Origin of the sequence: Bacillus sp. CCNWLW194, assembly GCF_037120585.1 — a bacterium.
GTDB lineage: Bacteria > Bacillota > Bacilli > Bacillales > Bacillaceae_G > Bacillus_A > Bacillus_A basilensis.
In genome coordinates this window covers 274,515-290,494 of the sequence record NZ_JBBBBL010000005.1, presented here as the reverse complement: position 1 = coordinate 290,494, position 15,980 = coordinate 274,515, and the positions used below count along the sequence as shown (strand labels likewise).

At 33.4% G+C, this 15,980-nt stretch carries 12 protein-coding genes and 3 pseudogenes; 5 read left to right on the top strand and 10 right to left on the bottom strand.

Annotated elements, in window-relative coordinates; translation table 11 throughout:
* Nucleotides 1–58 precede the first annotated feature (58 nt).
* Both V7S50_RS14345 and V7S50_RS14340 read left to right on the top strand, forming a co-directional pair.
* Complete coding sequence (locus V7S50_RS14345) at nucleotides 59–235, top strand: hypothetical protein (RefSeq protein ID WP_162840209.1); 177 nt, start codon at nucleotides 59–61, stop codon at nucleotides 233–235.
* A 214-nt stretch (nucleotides 236–449) separates the two neighbouring features.
* Nucleotides 450–635 (top strand): hypothetical protein, encoded by a 186-nt coding sequence (locus V7S50_RS14340; protein WP_242253420.1) that lies wholly within the window; start codon nucleotides 450–452, stop codon nucleotides 633–635.
* A gap of 622 nt (nucleotides 636–1,257) precedes the next feature.
* On the opposite strand, the gene V7S50_RS14335 is transcribed toward V7S50_RS14340, so the two are convergent.
* From V7S50_RS14335 to V7S50_RS14320, 4 genes and pseudogenes are all read right to left on the bottom strand, one after another.
* Nucleotides 1,258–1,737: a homoserine dehydrogenase gene (locus V7S50_RS14335; RefSeq protein ID WP_242253419.1), complete on the bottom strand. Its 480-nt coding sequence runs from the start codon at nucleotides 1,735–1,737 to the stop codon at nucleotides 1,258–1,260.
* A 318-nt stretch (nucleotides 1,738–2,055) separates the two neighbouring features.
* Complete coding sequence (locus tag V7S50_RS14330) at nucleotides 2,056–2,472, bottom strand: DUF3995 domain-containing protein (protein WP_242253418.1); 417 nt, start codon at nucleotides 2,470–2,472, stop codon at nucleotides 2,056–2,058.
* Nucleotides 2,473–2,616: 144 nt separating this feature from the next.
* A complete protein-coding gene (locus tag V7S50_RS14325) occupies nucleotides 2,617–3,390 on the bottom strand; it encodes a DUF3959 family protein (RefSeq protein ID WP_242253417.1) in 774 nt (257 codons plus the stop codon).
* A gap of 208 nt (nucleotides 3,391–3,598) precedes the next feature.
* A pseudogene (locus V7S50_RS14320) lies at nucleotides 3,599–5,313 on the bottom strand (RNaseH domain-containing protein).
* Between the two features lie 363 nt (nucleotides 5,314–5,676).
* Between V7S50_RS14320 and V7S50_RS14315 the strand changes: the two are divergent.
* Complete coding sequence (locus V7S50_RS14315; protein ID WP_396022992.1) at nucleotides 5,677–6,729, top strand: endonuclease/exonuclease/phosphatase family protein; 1,053 nt, start codon at nucleotides 5,677–5,679, stop codon at nucleotides 6,727–6,729.
* Nucleotides 6,730–7,046: 317 nt separating this feature from the next.
* Nucleotides 7,047–7,625, top strand: a complete 579-nt coding sequence (locus tag V7S50_RS14310; protein ID WP_242253416.1) for a C1q-like domain-containing protein — start codon at nucleotides 7,047–7,049, stop codon at nucleotides 7,623–7,625.
* Between the two features lie 150 nt (nucleotides 7,626–7,775).
* On the opposite strand, the pseudogene V7S50_RS14305 reads toward V7S50_RS14310, so the two are convergent.
* Nucleotides 7,776–8,076 (bottom strand): annotated as a pseudogene (locus V7S50_RS14305) (IS4 family transposase); the annotation flags it as partial.
* 452 nt (nucleotides 8,077–8,528) lie between these two features.
* Here V7S50_RS14305 and V7S50_RS14300 point away from each other — a divergent pair.
* A pseudogene (locus V7S50_RS14300) lies at nucleotides 8,529–8,780 on the top strand (YolD-like family protein).
* Nucleotides 8,781–8,809: 29 nt separating this feature from the next.
* Here the strand turns inward: V7S50_RS14300 and V7S50_RS14295 are convergent.
* From V7S50_RS14295 to V7S50_RS14275, 5 genes are read right to left on the bottom strand one after another with little or no spacing between them, the layout of a single operon-like run.
* Nucleotides 8,810–9,874 (bottom strand): N-acetylmuramoyl-L-alanine amidase, encoded by a 1,065-nt coding sequence (locus V7S50_RS14295; protein ID WP_242253415.1) that lies wholly within the window; start codon nucleotides 9,872–9,874, stop codon nucleotides 8,810–8,812.
* On the bottom strand, nucleotides 9,871–10,110 hold the full coding sequence (locus V7S50_RS14290) for a holin (RefSeq protein ID WP_123805348.1): 240 nt from the start codon (nucleotides 10,108–10,110) through the stop codon (nucleotides 9,871–9,873). The genes V7S50_RS14295 and V7S50_RS14290 overlap by 4 nt, the downstream gene beginning before the upstream one ends.
* On the bottom strand, nucleotides 10,110–10,358 hold the full coding sequence (locus tag V7S50_RS14285) for a hemolysin XhlA family protein (RefSeq protein ID WP_242253413.1): 249 nt from the start codon (nucleotides 10,356–10,358) through the stop codon (nucleotides 10,110–10,112). Before V7S50_RS14285 ends, V7S50_RS14290 begins: the two co-directional genes overlap by 1 nt.
* A 56-nt stretch (nucleotides 10,359–10,414) precedes the next feature.
* Nucleotides 10,415–14,461, bottom strand: a complete 4,047-nt coding sequence (locus V7S50_RS14280; protein ID WP_242253412.1) for a phage tail spike protein — start codon at nucleotides 14,459–14,461, stop codon at nucleotides 10,415–10,417.
* Nucleotides 14,458–15,942 carry a distal tail protein Dit gene (locus tag V7S50_RS14275; RefSeq protein WP_242253411.1) on the bottom strand — a complete coding sequence of 495 codons (1,485 nt, stop codon included), beginning with the start codon at nucleotides 15,940–15,942 and terminating at the stop codon, nucleotides 14,458–14,460. Before V7S50_RS14275 ends, V7S50_RS14280 begins: the two co-directional genes overlap by 4 nt.
* Nucleotides 15,943–15,980 lie beyond the last annotated feature (38 nt).

The following is a 15,980-nucleotide window of genomic DNA, read 5'->3' as shown; positions in this document are numbered from 1 at the left end:
TCTACATCTTTAGAAAGAATTATATAATAGTATTGATTAAATATTAGGAGTGTTATTAATGGCTGATATAATTCGCCTCTTAATTATCATACTTATTGCTATTTTTTTGTTTTCATCTATTATTATGGAATTTAAAAAGCCTCAAAAAAGTATGTTTTGGTTCTCTATTGAAGTCTTGTTTCTGCTTGGAATTATACTTTTAATTAAAGAATTTTTTATCAAATTTTCCGCATAAACCCTTTAGTAAAATATAATATTTTATCAGTAACGCAGGAAAAATTATAATTTTGAACTCTTTTCACTGAAGTTAAGAATGTAACTTCCAATAATTATCCTTTATTTATAATTGCTTTATTAGCTTCTTCTAAGTCATATTGGTTTATTAACATTAAGACTAAAACAAGCATGCCTTGTCATATATTAAAAAAAAGATAAGGGATGTGAAAGCATTGAATAACAATCAATTTGTTTTTTATGTAGTAAAAGGTTCGGCAATTAAAAAATTTATTATTATCGATTTAATTGCTGGAACAGGAATTTATTGGACCGTAAATTTCATTTCTTCAAATGCATTACTCGCAATTATTAGTTGTATTTTTGGGACAAAGAAAATGAAGAAAATACATCATTCATAGAAACCAAAAGTATATCCCACTTCTTTCCTTTCAGTTATGTCCCTTTTATATTCCGCGTAATTGTGTACTATTCATTATCTTCTTGACATGGGAAAAGAAGCGTGAAAAGTTGGCTCATTCATTAGATTCTCTAGCAAACAACACTTTTACTTGTCTGCTTTTGTATGAGATTTTTCGTTTTACATATACTACTTTTGAACCTGCATACTAATGCAAGCCATTTTGGTGTTTTGGATTTCCCTTCCTCGGATAAGTATTTTTTACTTATCCCTTTTTTGTATAGACATGTATATTTAGGGTAAAACTAATTACAAGCAGTTTTTCTGTTTATTCGTAGTTCTTTATCAAAAGACTTTTCTCCTTTTAAGGACAGCAGATACGACTGCTTGTCCTTTTTTATTTACATTTCACCCGACATTTTTTGACCAATTCTAAGCATTCTAATACGGATCCCAAATAGTCGCTGTTTATATTCATTCAAAATAAGCATTTTCTGATACTTTCCTTTTTAAGTTACACAACATGATAAAAATGGACTTATACATTTGAATCAATGTTTCCTATCTCAGAAGCTCTTCTAAATAACTAAAAAAGAACACCTTAAGTGAGTGTTCTTTTTTCTTTATGTAAGCGAACATACAGATAATATTAACCCTCCAAATGTCACTGTTCCTAGTACTCCTAATACAAATCCTGTTAAACAAATACAATCAGCAAGACAAATAGAAGATTGCGATAATGGAACAAATGACCTACTTGTGCTCGATCCATAATGTCTTATTTTCTCATAATTTATATCTAACATTAAATGTAGAGACGATATACAACCCTCAATAGTTTGAAGAGATTCATTTTCTAATCGCTCCAAAAACTTGTTATGTAAAGCAAGGGGAAGAGGAAACTGTTTATCTAAGTTCATATTTTGATAAATTAATTGTAAACGAGTTAGCATACAATTTTCCTTTTTTTCAGATACAACTGTACATTTCATATTATTAAATTCATTTAATAATAGCGTCAATTCATCCCTGGTGCCGTATAAATCCCTAGCTATTCTTCTCTTTAGTTTGTATGAATGAATAATAGATTTAATCTCAATCATTTAATTACACTTCCTAATTAAATATTATTTATCCTTATAGATAAACAGTACTTTTAAACCATATTAAAAATACACTCAAACACTTTAATTTACTATCGATTATCATTACATAAACCTTACATTATTGTAATAATTTTTTCACTGCTTACCAACTAGAAGCAATCCATCCTCTTAATTAGAGTTGTATACATCGCTTTACTTTGTAATACAGTATTAAAATATTGTTGGTTATATTTTTGCAATAAAATGTAACCACACAAAATAAGCGGCTTCTGATTGCACAGAGACCACTTATTTAATACCCATATATTTATATATTCACGTTATAATTGCTAATAAGAAGGATAAAGATAGAAATGCACAAAGTGGTATAAATAAAACGGTATCCATTCTAGCAAAATGCGTATCTTTTTCGCGTTTAAAAATACCAAAATAACGAAACTCACCAATTACTCTTATGAAAAAAACAACCATACAAACCCAGGATCCCATTTGAACAATAATATTAGGAAATGCAAAATGAACTATATTTGTTTGTTGCAATAAAATCATTGCTGCCATACTTAATAATAACGCAATGAACAATGTCACTCCTAAACCTGGTGTAAACGCCTTTTCTCCAGATTTTGTTGGAATGACAATATTCGTCGCCCACTTACCTCCAAAAGCCCAGTAAACATGTAAAAAGCTAGCTAAGAATAATATGCAGACGGCAAAATATGTAATAATAAGCATTTTGTCCTCCCATTATTTTATTTAAGTCCCCAACTTTAGATTATGCTATGAATTCCTAATTAGCAATTTATATTTAATTACATAAAAACCCTTTAATGGTTCATCAATTCAATGATAAATCATTAAAGGATTTACTGAAATTTCTTATGCATTATACCTATTTCTACGACGTTCCATCCTCGTTTGCCCTTGAACAGTACCTTCTTTATATTGATGTATTTGCTCTGGCGTTTCATATGTTGCAGCTGGAGCTGGTTCTTCGTAATTATGCTCACGTATTTTTTCTGGTGTTTTTCGTTTTGATACTTTTCCACCAAACTTAAATAACTTCATCTTAAATTTTGGTAATCTTGGAAGACGAATCTTAAATAATAGTCTTTTTCTTTTCTTTTTTTGTTTAAATAGATTAATATTTTCTTTATTATTATCTTCCTCTTTTCGGTGCAATAACATCGCAAGTAACCCACCTAATATAAGTCCCCCAATTAAAAGGAGAATATATAAGTAATGGCTCGTCCTTAAACTCGACATACGTTCAAGTATGACTAATGACTGTACTTCTTTAATATCCCATAGTAAAGCAGCCCATAATGAGACTAAACCGAATGTAAGTCCATATGTACGAAAACGGAATAGACACGGAATTAAAGCGACACAAGCGGCAATTTTCGCGTTCGCTATTATTGAACTTATTGAAATATCTTGATGCCAAATGACTAACAGTAGTGTTATAAATGGAGCATACGCTATCCAGCTACATATGCGTGAATATATTTTTTTCGCAAAATAACTACCGAAACTAGTAAAAAATAAAAGGCCTCCAATATATAAAGACTGTTCTAGTGGGATTTGCTTTATAATTCCTGCAACTGGAAAGAGGCCGCTCAATAACATTAATAGCACATCTAATTTCTTCACAATTCCTCATTCCTTTCAAATTTCTTTTGAATCAATTCATACTGCTTTTCCATTTGATGTAGTTTTTTATTTCTAAAAAACATCTTAATCCTGTATGTAAATAAAGTAAATATGTAAAAGAAAAGATACATGACAAAAGATATCCTTATTTACATGAAAAAATGACAAATCCTGATCGATATAATGAACAGGATTTGTCTACTATTATTTAAAGAAGCATAATTGAATCTTTCTTTTCTATTTTCATTATATCTACATCCAATTCATCATCAAACTCTTTAAACTCTCTTGCATCTATATCAGTCATATAGCTTTTTATTACTTTCGCCATATGCATGGAATACGGCATGTGTATATTCTTTTCCAAAAGCATACTTGAATTACAGCACATGTAATGTACCATTTTGGCAATATAATTCTTTTCTACAGCTTTTACACCTCTAGCGGTAAAATTTCGAGTATGTATCGCTGCAATGTTTCACTACCATTAAACGAATACTCACCAGTGCTATAATACATTCCTTTAGGATCTACATATAAACTCGTACAATCGAGTACATCCTCACATTCTATTGCACCGTATGTTGGTACATCAAAAGATGTATTTATTCTAATAATATTTAAGTTTGGAACCTTTAACACATCCGGAACAATCTCAGGGAAAGTATCTATATCAATTTTATTATTTTGTAACTCTTTTATCCAATGTTTTCTTAAACTCGCATCTATAATGAAATATACTTGCTCATTTTGCTCTTTTGCATATTGTAAAATTCCCGTTAATGTTTCAGAAACAAATTGTTTAAATTGAATTCCCATGTCATTTCTTTTTGAAGGCTGCGGTAAAAAGATATTATGTTTATTTATATTTAATAATAAACGATCAATCGTTTGCCACTCTGTATTCCCATATAATTTATATGAAATTTCTTTTCCTTTTATTTGTGAAATAATAGGTAAGAAATCAAATTTCGAGATTCTTTCAATTGATAAATTAACATATGTACAAGGTAAATTTATCTTATTCCAACTACGTTTCAAAAATCCTCTTTGTTCTAATAAACTAAGAATACAATTTATAATTGTTTTACGAGATACACTTTGGCCTATAAATAAATTAATAAATGCCGAAATACGGTTTGTTCGTGCAAACCCTTCTCTAACGATTTGCTTTGGATCAATTTTTTCACGTCCATCACAATTTTCCATTGCAATTAACGCCAATGTCGCATCATTTCGCTCACCTGCAGTAGCATAAACCGCTTTCATAACATCCTCTACTAGGTTTGTTTTGTATTTCTGACAATATTGCATTTTATATGGGTTTTGCAATAATTTTTCAATATTATACCTTACTATTTTTAACAATACTGGAGAATCTGTATGTAATACATATGATGACTCACCAATTTGCGCTATCACAATTTCACTTTCAAATAATGCTTGTTCTACTTCCATCGATATTTTTTCAGACCATATTTCTAACGTTATAGTCTCTAATCCTTTTGGAGCAATTAAAGGGAATAATTCATTTTCATTATTTATTGCTATCCTTTTACATTCTGGTAGTAATCTGAAGTAGGGAAATTTTTGCTGAAACCCTTTAAATAGATACTCTCTTTCCTTTACTTTTATACCTGGTTTTATTTTAGTACCTTGAACTTTATATATTCTCTCATTGTATGGAAGCAACACCCTAATATTTGCCCCTAGCATATAATCTTTCGGATATTGTAGAATATGCTCTAATTCAACTTCTCCACCTATATGAAAATCCTCTTTTAAATTTCTAAATATCTTGATCCACTTTATACCGTTTGTAGCTTGTTGTACTTTTAGTTTTACAAACCGTGACTTTTTATTATTCGATGCAAATTCTGGAGTAGAAATTAATACCATACCCCGTTTTCGTCTTAACAGCAAAGGAATGTCTGGATGGTTATAATCTTGATATTAAGACTGTTTTTATGAGCATCTCCTATAAGTGTGATTTAGTTGATTTAAGCTATTTTCAAAGATGACATATCAGCGATATCTTATGTTTATTCTGTATAAGTGTTAGCAAGTTCGTTTGCAAACTTGTTAGCACTTTTTTATTTTTTTCTATTAAAAATTTTAATTACCACTATACCAAAAACTTTAAGGTCCGTTAACTACTGATAATGATGTACTATGTTAATCTGGCGTGTATATAATATAAATTCTATTAGATAAGCACACAAGCCAAATTATTCGAAACTGAATATGAATAATTATATTAAGTTTCAAAAAAGGAGATGAATTATTTTGAGGTCATATTTTCCAAAATCATTTTTAACCTTAAAGCAGAAAAGAGACTGCCCTAGAATTTTCCCTGCTTTTCCAGCTGAATTCCCTCCGATTCCAGAACCCCAAGGACCACCAACAGTCATGACATGGAATCTTTATTTAGGTGCAGATTTTACCCCCCTTGTAATTGCTACTACACCAGCAGAATTACGCCAAGCGGTAACTGAAGTATTTCGACAATTTCTCGCGACCAATTTTCCTGTCCGTGTAGAAGCAATTGTCAAACAGATTATATTGAAGAAACCTGATATTATTGGATTACAAGAAGCAGAACTGTGGCAACTATTTGTTCCTGGTGTCCAAACAGTCACATACAATTTTATAGAAATACTGTTAAATGAATTAAAGAAAATGGGATTGGATTATGAAGTGGCAGCCAAAAATGAAAATAACTCGGTACAACTGCCAAGTAGCAACGGAAATATAGTAGGTTTTTTAGACAGGGATGTCATATTGATTCGAAAAGATTCCGGATTGAAGGTTATTCAACGACAAGAAGCCAATTTTCAAGCAAAATTAACAATACCAGTTGGCGGACAACCGTTTACCATTCCCCGGGGATGGTCATCTATCGACGTTAGCGCAAACGGACGTATCTTCCGAATAATCAATACGCATTTAGAACCTCTTTCTCCCCCAGTTCAAGTTGCCCAAGGGAACGAATTACTAACAGGCCCAGCCAATACAAATCTACCGCTAATCCTTCTAGGCGATTTGAATTCAAATGCTAACGGAACCGGCACACCAACATATGGAAATTTAATCAATGCTGGATTTCAAGATGCTTGGACAAGGGTGGGAAAAGGACAAGGGTTTACCTGTTGCCAGGATCCTGATTTATTGAATGCTATATCCTCTCTAAACAGAAGAATAGATTTTATTTTGTTTAAAAATGGTTGGATCCCAATTATGGCTGATGTGGTAGGAGAAGAACAACACGATAGAACATCAACCGCTCTCTGGCCATCCGATCACGCCGGAGTATTTGCTAGCTTAGTTCTTCCCTCTTAAAAATAAAAAGAATGGTAATAAAAGGTAAAAACCGATTGGTTATTATCTTAAAAAAATAGATAATCTATCTAATATTTTTTTATATTAATATTAGACTATAGGCGTTGCTATTGTTATAAAAGCTATCATACTTTATTTAATTAACTACTAATAACAAGGATTATATAAATACAAAAGCCATTCAGAAAGCTTAAATAAAGAATTTTTGGTAATCTCGTAATAAATATTTATTATGCATTGGACAAACATACAAGAAAACAGAATCATTTCACATTTAATATATTAAACCTAACTAAAGAAAGGAGCTTGATTTTTTCTTGATCTCAAAAAACAAACACTTCAATTCTTGTAGTCCTTTTGCGTTTCCGCTGATATGTTCATCACCACCAATTCAAGAACAACCTCAATCAGCATTTAGAGCTGTGAATACTGCTGTTGAACAAAATGTTACTGCAGATGTTCCTGTAATTCCAGTTCTTTATCCAAATAAAATATTTGATTTAAACAATGAATATGACCCAATCACATCAACTTTTACTCCAAAACAAGATGGAGTATATTTAATTATTGCAAGTGTTAATTTTTTCCCTGATATTGTGACGAGTTATAGAGTATTAGTACTGATTAGAGTAAATGATGTTCCTGTAGCATCTGATAATGATTTTTTTGGTGAAATTCCTATTGGTGATATAACAAGTGTTTCTGCTATCCTACCATTAAAAGCTGGAGATACAGTAAATGTTGCTGTTTCAAGTTCTACTGATGGCACAATTTTGTCTACCGCATTTGCATCTCCGACTCACTTTGAAGCAGCCAGATTCCCTTCGCCGAATGGATTTCATTTTTTATCTGCTAATAATATTTCAACTTCAACTTACAATTTCAGTTCAATATAACTACTGATAAATAGTAAGTTATATTAACCCTTTATAATTGTTTCTTTTTAAAAGTCTTTATGTAGGTGCTTTAAAGATTTGCATTCAAAATAAACCCTAATGGATTTATTTTTTGAATTAAGCCACTTAATTATCAGACATGATACAATTTTAAATGACACCTAATATATCAAAGACTGTTGTTTCTCATATCGCTAAGATTTTCAACCGCTTTGCTGTAGAAGATTGAAGAGGCGAATTAGAATCTTTGATAGCTCTTGGGTGTCTTTCTCTATAGCTTAGAAAAGAAGAAGAAAGTAATCTTTATTCATATATGGCCTTATTTTTACTCAGTTCTTGTTATTTTTTATAAGAAGTAATTGCTGAATTTGAAACATGATAGCGAAAAGAGTAGAATGGCATTTAATTCGCCATATAAATGGCACTTTTATCGTTCTGTTTTTACCTTTTTCGGATCACCGTACATGCCCATCAAGCTAACAAAACTAAATTTCCTTAAAATGAAAAAAGTACGCTATTCTTTCTGTAGAATAAATCACACTTTTAAAATATCGTATTAATAGGTATGATTTATTTAATTCGAGGGGGCTGATACGATGAAGATTATCCAGTCAATATTTAGAGGTTTTCGTTTAATCAGTAAGATTTTGAATCCAATTTTAAAGGCATTATCTAAAAGTAAAATTTAATTACATAGATATAAAAAAGAGCCAAATCATAATAGAAAGGCTTTTTTAGGTCTTTTAAAAGAGCGTACGTTTGCGTTCGATAAGGATAAATAGCATGTATCGGGGAATTATTATGGAAAACACAAATTGGGGAACACCGAAACTAAAAGGACGCGGCATGATAAAATAGAGACCATTCGCTTCACTTCCGGAACAGTTCATAGGGATTAATGAAATGCTTAACGATTTAAATAAAGTTCCTAAACCAATTGTGACTGAGGACATGCAAGAACAACTACAAATCGGTATTGTACATTCATTACAAAATAAAGTAGGGATATTGATTTCTTATTAACGCGATGGCTTAATTCATGACATGTACATAAATGTATTACATATCGAGCCGATGACAAAAACGATCTATTGTACCGATGCATTTGGATTAAATACGGAATTTAAATTCGATGAATTAGTTAATATAAACTAAAAAAAGCCGCCCATAGGACGGATTTTTTCTTACTTCACATACACATAGGCTTCATTTGCTGTTACATAGTATGTTTTCCCTTTTCTATTGTGTACTTTATATTGTGGTGAACCATTAACACTTACTTTTACATCAATTGTAAATCCTAATCCCGCATCTACAGAACCCACAACATCTTTATCCTGCCAAGATGGAGCATCATAGAAACGTAGATTATTAACTTTAGAAACAACACGCTTACCTACAATTGATGAATCCACAGCACTTTTCTTACTAAACTTTACATAAGATGGATCGTTCTTAATCCATTGTTCTCCACCTAGATTTAACCAGCCATCCTTTTCAGCCCATACAACATAAGACTCTGGTTTATTTAGGTGACGAATCTTAGAATAGCTTGTACTAGGACCTTTACGTAAGTTCACATTGTAACCTTCAATATATGCAATACCATCTGTTACAGCCGTTGGAACCTCAACAGGTTTAGATGGCTTTTCTGAAACAGAAACATCAACATTAGAATTATTGTATGCTCGTTGTACGTCAGCTCGGAATTGAGCTTCTGAAACGCCATGAGACTTTAAGTAATCAAGTGGATCTTCATGATCAGTTCCGCCAAGATATTTTGTAACATCGTAGTGAGTCCATAATCCTTTTTCTACAGATAATCCACGATCACGAAGAATTTTAGCTAATAACTTAACGTATTTATCATAGCTGCGTTTGAATTTCCCATAATCTCTTGTTTCGCATAATTCTACGTGAACAAATCGTTTATTTGCTCCTGGTCCTGCACCATAAGCAATATATTTCGTATCAGCAATTTGGATTGTTTCATTCCAATCAACTGCATAATGTACGAATGCTGAGCGCCATGTGCGAGACTCATATTTTTGAATGTTAATAGCTGGCGCTTCAGGAGTTGCTGTCGAATGTGCCACAACACCTTCATAAGCGCCTACACCATTTCGATATGGTTGTTTGGGTAAATCAGGAATAATAAGTGTTCTATCCGCGAAAGCACTTGTTGCAACGGATAAAGCTAAAATAACAGCAAAGAGTACAGAAGAAATATGTTTTAATGTTTTTTTCATTTTATATCAGCATCCTTTTTCATAATTTTTGTGTGGTCAAATAATCCACTTGCTGATAGACCAATGATGATTCCTTGAAATACATTTGTTTTGATATCTCCGTCCAAAAATAAAACGCCTAGCACAATGCCAAGCGTTAAATTTAATAACGGAATATATTTTGTTTGTAATCCAATTGTTTTTACGATTTGCGAAAGACCAACTACAATTCCAATCATTACAGCTAAACTAACCATTACATACCACCTCCTTTCATTAAGAAAGTGAGAATACCACCAACAATTCCACCAACTATAAGTCGTAAAATCCAGGTAGTATTGGCGCTGATTTTATCTAACTGTTTGTTGATATTAATAATGTCCTTTTCGTTACCCGTTGTTCGTATTTCTAAGCTTTTAACTTCTAATCTTATTTCCTTAATTTCTTGCTTAATTTCTTGCTTGATTTCTTGAACATCACTTCTTACTTCTTGTAACCCTTCCACCTTAACCACCCCTTTTTAGGCAATAAAAAAAGACCAGCTTATGGCTGCTCTGGTTTCTAATCAATTGATTGTTGTAGTAATAATTCTTCTAATCGAGCTATCCGATCTTCTTGGCTAGCTACTTGTGATTTTAGATTTGCAATTTCTACCTTTTGTTCCTGTACTGTTGTATCAACTTCCTGTAAGCCTTTCATTGCAATGGATGCGTATGAATACAAGTGAATTCCTTTCCCACTTTCATCCACAAACATTTCATCACATTCATCTACGATTAAACCGTAGTATGTTTTAATATCTTCTGTTGTCAATGGTGGATCATTGGGACCTTTCTCTTCTCTCATCCGGTATAGTTTGTTTACGGCATTCTTATAATTAAATTGTCTAATTTTAAGACTTCTAATTTTTTCTAAGGCGGAAAAAGAAATATCACGGATATTAGATTTATACTCCCGTAATGAAGGAGTCATAAAATTCCCTTGAACAGCACCCCAGCCATTTTGAGTAACAGATGATTTCAGTTGGATAACTCCTGTATATCCTGCTGCACGGCTATTACGTAAAGTTATATTAGGTAATCTTAAATCAGAATCTGTACTATTATCTTCAACGACTAACGAAGTTTGATATAACCCCGGTTTTCCTCGTCTAAAATACCAACTCCCATTTCCAGCATAAAAAACATGGTAATCATTAGCGTTTAGAACACTTAGTCCGTTTCTTTGCAACTCCCAATACACAGATTTTTTAATTTCATTATTTTCTATGCCGTCGCTAATACCAATGCTCGCATAAGCACCAGACCACCCTGCACCTGCTTGAGACATAAATAACGTGCCTGCAGGAGCGTTAGTCTTTTCATCTGAACCTAAGATAAAAGTCGGTTGCACTGCTCCATCTGCTCTTCTGTAATGCCCCAGAAACGCTCTAGCAACCCCTCTTTCATAGAGACGTATAAATTGGTCATCTAAGCTTACGTAGTTATCCGTATTTGATGTTCTAATTTGGCAACCGGTTAGCAATCCAGCTTTAATCCACTCAGCATTAACTTTACCAACTAAGTCTATTCGTGCAGCATTTAACTTAATGTTTTCTTTACTCATGTTAAAGGCTGCTATTACATCATTTTCTTTTACCGATATACTAACGCCCTTTTCTGTTAGCTGCAGGCGCGACTCCATATCTCTTACATAAGAATCTGTAGCAAATTGTCCATCTGCCTGCGTCTTTGTATATACTTCTGTCTTTTTTGCTGCAGCATTGATACCCTGTTCATTAATAGTGAAACGGTTATCAATCATAGTCATCTTCTGGTTAAATTGTTCAGTTGCAAGCTTGTTAGCTAATTCATCTAATAAATCTTGTTTATTTTGATTCACTGTTTGTTTTAACTCAGGAATCTTAAAGCCAGCAACATAATCCTCTACTTGTTTAAGCTCAACTTTTGCCCCGATTGCCGTTGCCTGTTGTTCAAGTTTTGTATTTGCTTCAGTAAGTTTCTTGCCTTGATCTGTTACTACATTGTTTAAATCACTTACTGTGGAAGATAATCCATTTGCGGTTTGCTCCACAGTAGACATACGCTTTTCGAATCCAGCTTGGCTGTTTTGAACATTTGTTACAGTAGTTTTTACGCCATCTACACTTTTCTCAATTTCAGTTGTTTTTTTAACGAATTCATCAACGGACACTTGTTCCTCTGGTGCTACTGTCCAAGCTGTTGCTACATTACCCTTTTCTATTTTCAATGCTACAATCCGAATCCAAGCGTAACCATTTGACCCTGTAAGCTCTCTTTTTACAGCACCACCGATAAGCATGTAAACATTATCGTCGTCACGATCAGCTTTGAATGTCAATTTTACTTTATGATAAAATCTAGTCGCCCCCACATAAACTGGTGCGGTTTGTGGGAAATCTGTAACTTTGATATTACCAAGCTTCCTATTGCCCCCTGTAACGGTATACATAAGATATATATAATCTAGAACATCATCGAACTCACTCGTCGCCACTTCCATAGAAAGAGTGTATTCTCTTCCGGCACGAACTGAAAACGAATGTCCAGTAGCTTCTAGACCTATCTTTGTATCTTTTGCGATTGGAAGTTGCGTTTTTCCGTCAGCGGATTTTGTTTCCACGTATAAACTTTGACCTGCTAGACCCATCGGGGCATATACGCCAATACGCCCAATGCTTCCCCAAGACTTCCAACCTGTAGCGGATTTGTTCTCTGTTCCGGTAATTAAGTTAGGGCCACCAATATCTATATCATCAAACTTCTTTTCTACGCTTGTTAATTGTTCACTAATCTTCCCAGCTTGTTCTTTAATTTCAGTTGTTGTTTTAGTTAATTCACTTGTTGTTTGCTGCACATCAGAAATTATCTTTGTTGTGCCTTCCACAGTTGACTCAACTGTATTTAGCTTATTACTAATTTCAGTATCTTTTTTCGTTAACGTTTCGATAGAAGTTTTAAATCCATCTGAAGTTTGTTCTATTTGTGTCACTTTTTTATTAATATTGCCTTGTTCGTTTTGCACATCAGAAATTGTGCGACTAACACCTTGTAAGCTTTCCTTCACTTCGTTAAACTGTCCTGTTGCTTGATTCCGTGCTTCTTGAACCTTTTGATTTAATTCTGTTTTTGTGATTTCTATATCTTTATTAACCTGCTCTAGTGTTACTTGTTTGACTGATTCCACATCGGGTACAACCGATTCCCATGCTGTACCTGTCCATATTTTTAAAATACCGGGCTTTCCATTACTAATATCACACCAAAGTGTTTTATAAGGCTTTAACCCAGTTGTCGGTGGGTTCTTCGATTCTATGATTTCAACGGTATTATTTTTAATATTTTCTTGTACCTTTTCAGCAAGTGCTTTCGCTGCTTCTGATTCTTTCTTTGCATTACTAGCGGTTTCGTTAGCTTCTTGAACCAATTTATCTAGCTGATCTATCATTTCTTGTTTATTGCCTAGCGAACTAAGAATACGATTGTAAATCTTTCTTAATTCTTCATTCGAATCAATAATCTCATGATAATCTCCAAATACATATTTATCTTGCAATGGATTTTTAAACGATTCATCACCAGCGATTGCTCTTGCTTCTAAATAAAGCTTTGGCGTAAATCCCGTATCTTTAATCCGAATCGTATCGCCTTCATTAATTAACTCATGAGCCAATCCGAACACACGACCAATTGATTGTGCTTCAACTTCATATAAGACAGATGTATTTACACGTTTTTTTAACTCTGTATTCATAAGAGTCATTAAACGTTTTGGATCCATATCTTCGTTTTCTGTTTCTGGACTGTAAAAACCAAATTTATGTTGTCCTTTTTCGTTCCATCTTTGGAAAGCATCATTATCCACAAGATAAGGAACACCGTTATTTATTTCCGTAATAGTAACAAATTCTCCGCCTGCTTTTTTTACAAAACCTAGTAAGGCTGTACAAATGTTTTGAGAGTTCTCAATGCGCTTAATCCCCATCAAATCTTTACCAAGAGTTACTTCTTTTCCTGTTTCTTGACCGCGCTTCTTCACCATATCTACATAACGCCCAACGACTTGAGAGCCTACGACTTCAGCACAATATTGGATTTCTAATTCGAACAAGGAAGCTATCTTTTTAAGAAAAGACAGTGGATCAATAAATTCATCGATCGTCATGGAACGGAAACTAGCATATTCTAAATTCCCTTTTTGCCACTTCGTACCTGCAAGAGCGATATCAACCATTTCAATTACTGTCTTACCTTCTAGTTTTTGAGGAGGAATAATTCCGGCTTTGGCAAGCTGAATCCATTCACCTGATGCATAAGCGATTACTGATCTATCATCAGAATTCTTTTCAATTTCAGTAATTACATAAGGAACGATACGACCATCACGCACTTCTTTTAATACTAAATTTTGCTGCATAAGTGTGGATGAATGCCTTGTATTATCAAATACATGAAACTCTAATGTATCAATGTTATTTTTGATTTCCCAATGTCTTTTATCATCCCAATAATCTGCTGGCTGAATAGATGCTACAATTTGTTCTGTTTTAAAATCAACAACATGCAATTCACCACTTGGCGTTCTCATCTATATCTCTCCCTGTAACTGATTGTAGCTGTAACATCTGGTGGCATAATATCAATACGATTGTCTCCACGAATGATCTTAGGAAATTCACTAAAAATATCTTTAATATTAATTGCATCTTTCCCATTAATCGTAACAAGACTTTTTTCTGTATCAATAATCACTTTGTCTCCTGCATCGAAAATATAAGGTTTTGTATTAGAAGGGACTTTGTTTACCTTCCAAATCTTTAAATCATCAAATTGCATTTCGTTAACAGGCTGGTGATTATCCCACTTACAAAGCGCAATCATAACTTGTGCGATTTTTCGGTTTGTCATTGGATTACTGTTGTTAACATCGTTCCATTGTTCAACTAGGGAAGCTCCGTCTATCTCTTTACCATCTATAAATTTAGCTACATATACAGACCATTTTGTCCCTCTTCTAGCAATACGCAGGCGTCCCCGAAATTGATTGAAAGTAGATAAGTAATAGCCACTTGTATCTACTAATTTCCGAATGCTATTAGGCGTTCCGCTATTTCCGATTTTCATATGTGCTTTTGTAATTTCTGCCGTTACGTATAAATCATTCATGTTAATACGAGCTACCAGATTACTTGCCTCATCCAATAAGAGAACTTCACAACGCCCCATCTCATCAATGTTTTTGGACTTTAAAGTCATCCATGCCTCCATTTCAAAATCTTGTAATGGACCGCCTGGAATACTTTTCTTAGCTATTGCACCGTAAAATCCTTTCCCCTCTCCGTATTCTTCACAATATAGTGCGTAACCGCCCCTTGATTTAAAACTACCTGTCCCCTTCATATCGTCAAATTGTCCAGTAACAGGAGTCCAACCTATAGGTGAACCCATTTCATCCCATAACACACGCTCACGCTCTTGTACCGTTGTTTCTTCCACAGTTAGAGGATAACCAATACGGAAATAGTTTCGTTCTAAAGGATATTTACCAAACCATACATCTAAAAAAGTGCTTGGTTTTTTTACAGTCATTTCAATTAATGCTGGGGCTTCTACGCTACCTTTATTTGTGAAATAGGAAGTAGTCTCAGTAGACCAACTTTGTACAAATGGATGAGTTTGTACTTTTCCTAATTTATAAGGCATCGGACAAATAAATTTAATTGTACCGATACCAAGTGTTACAAATTCATCTGGATCAAAGCTATCATCTACAACAGCTAAATATGTTCTATTTGGTTCTACATCAAAAGTAAGTTCTACTGCTTGATCTGTAATTAACCAATCCGCAATTTCTTCTTTTATGAGTTCTAAATCAGATCCATCAGGAACGATAATTCCTACAGGGATAGATAAAACACGCATTTCCGTTTGAGTGTTTAATAGTCTTGCACCTGGATATCCAGGAACGCTTAAGAAATTCCTTTTTAATGGCGCCCAAGTTGGTCTTTTCCATCCTTTTGCAATTTGAATAAAATCTTTACGTTGATTGTTAAATGTAAAAGAACTCATGTTAACACCTCTTTTCTTTATAAAATAAAAGAAACCCA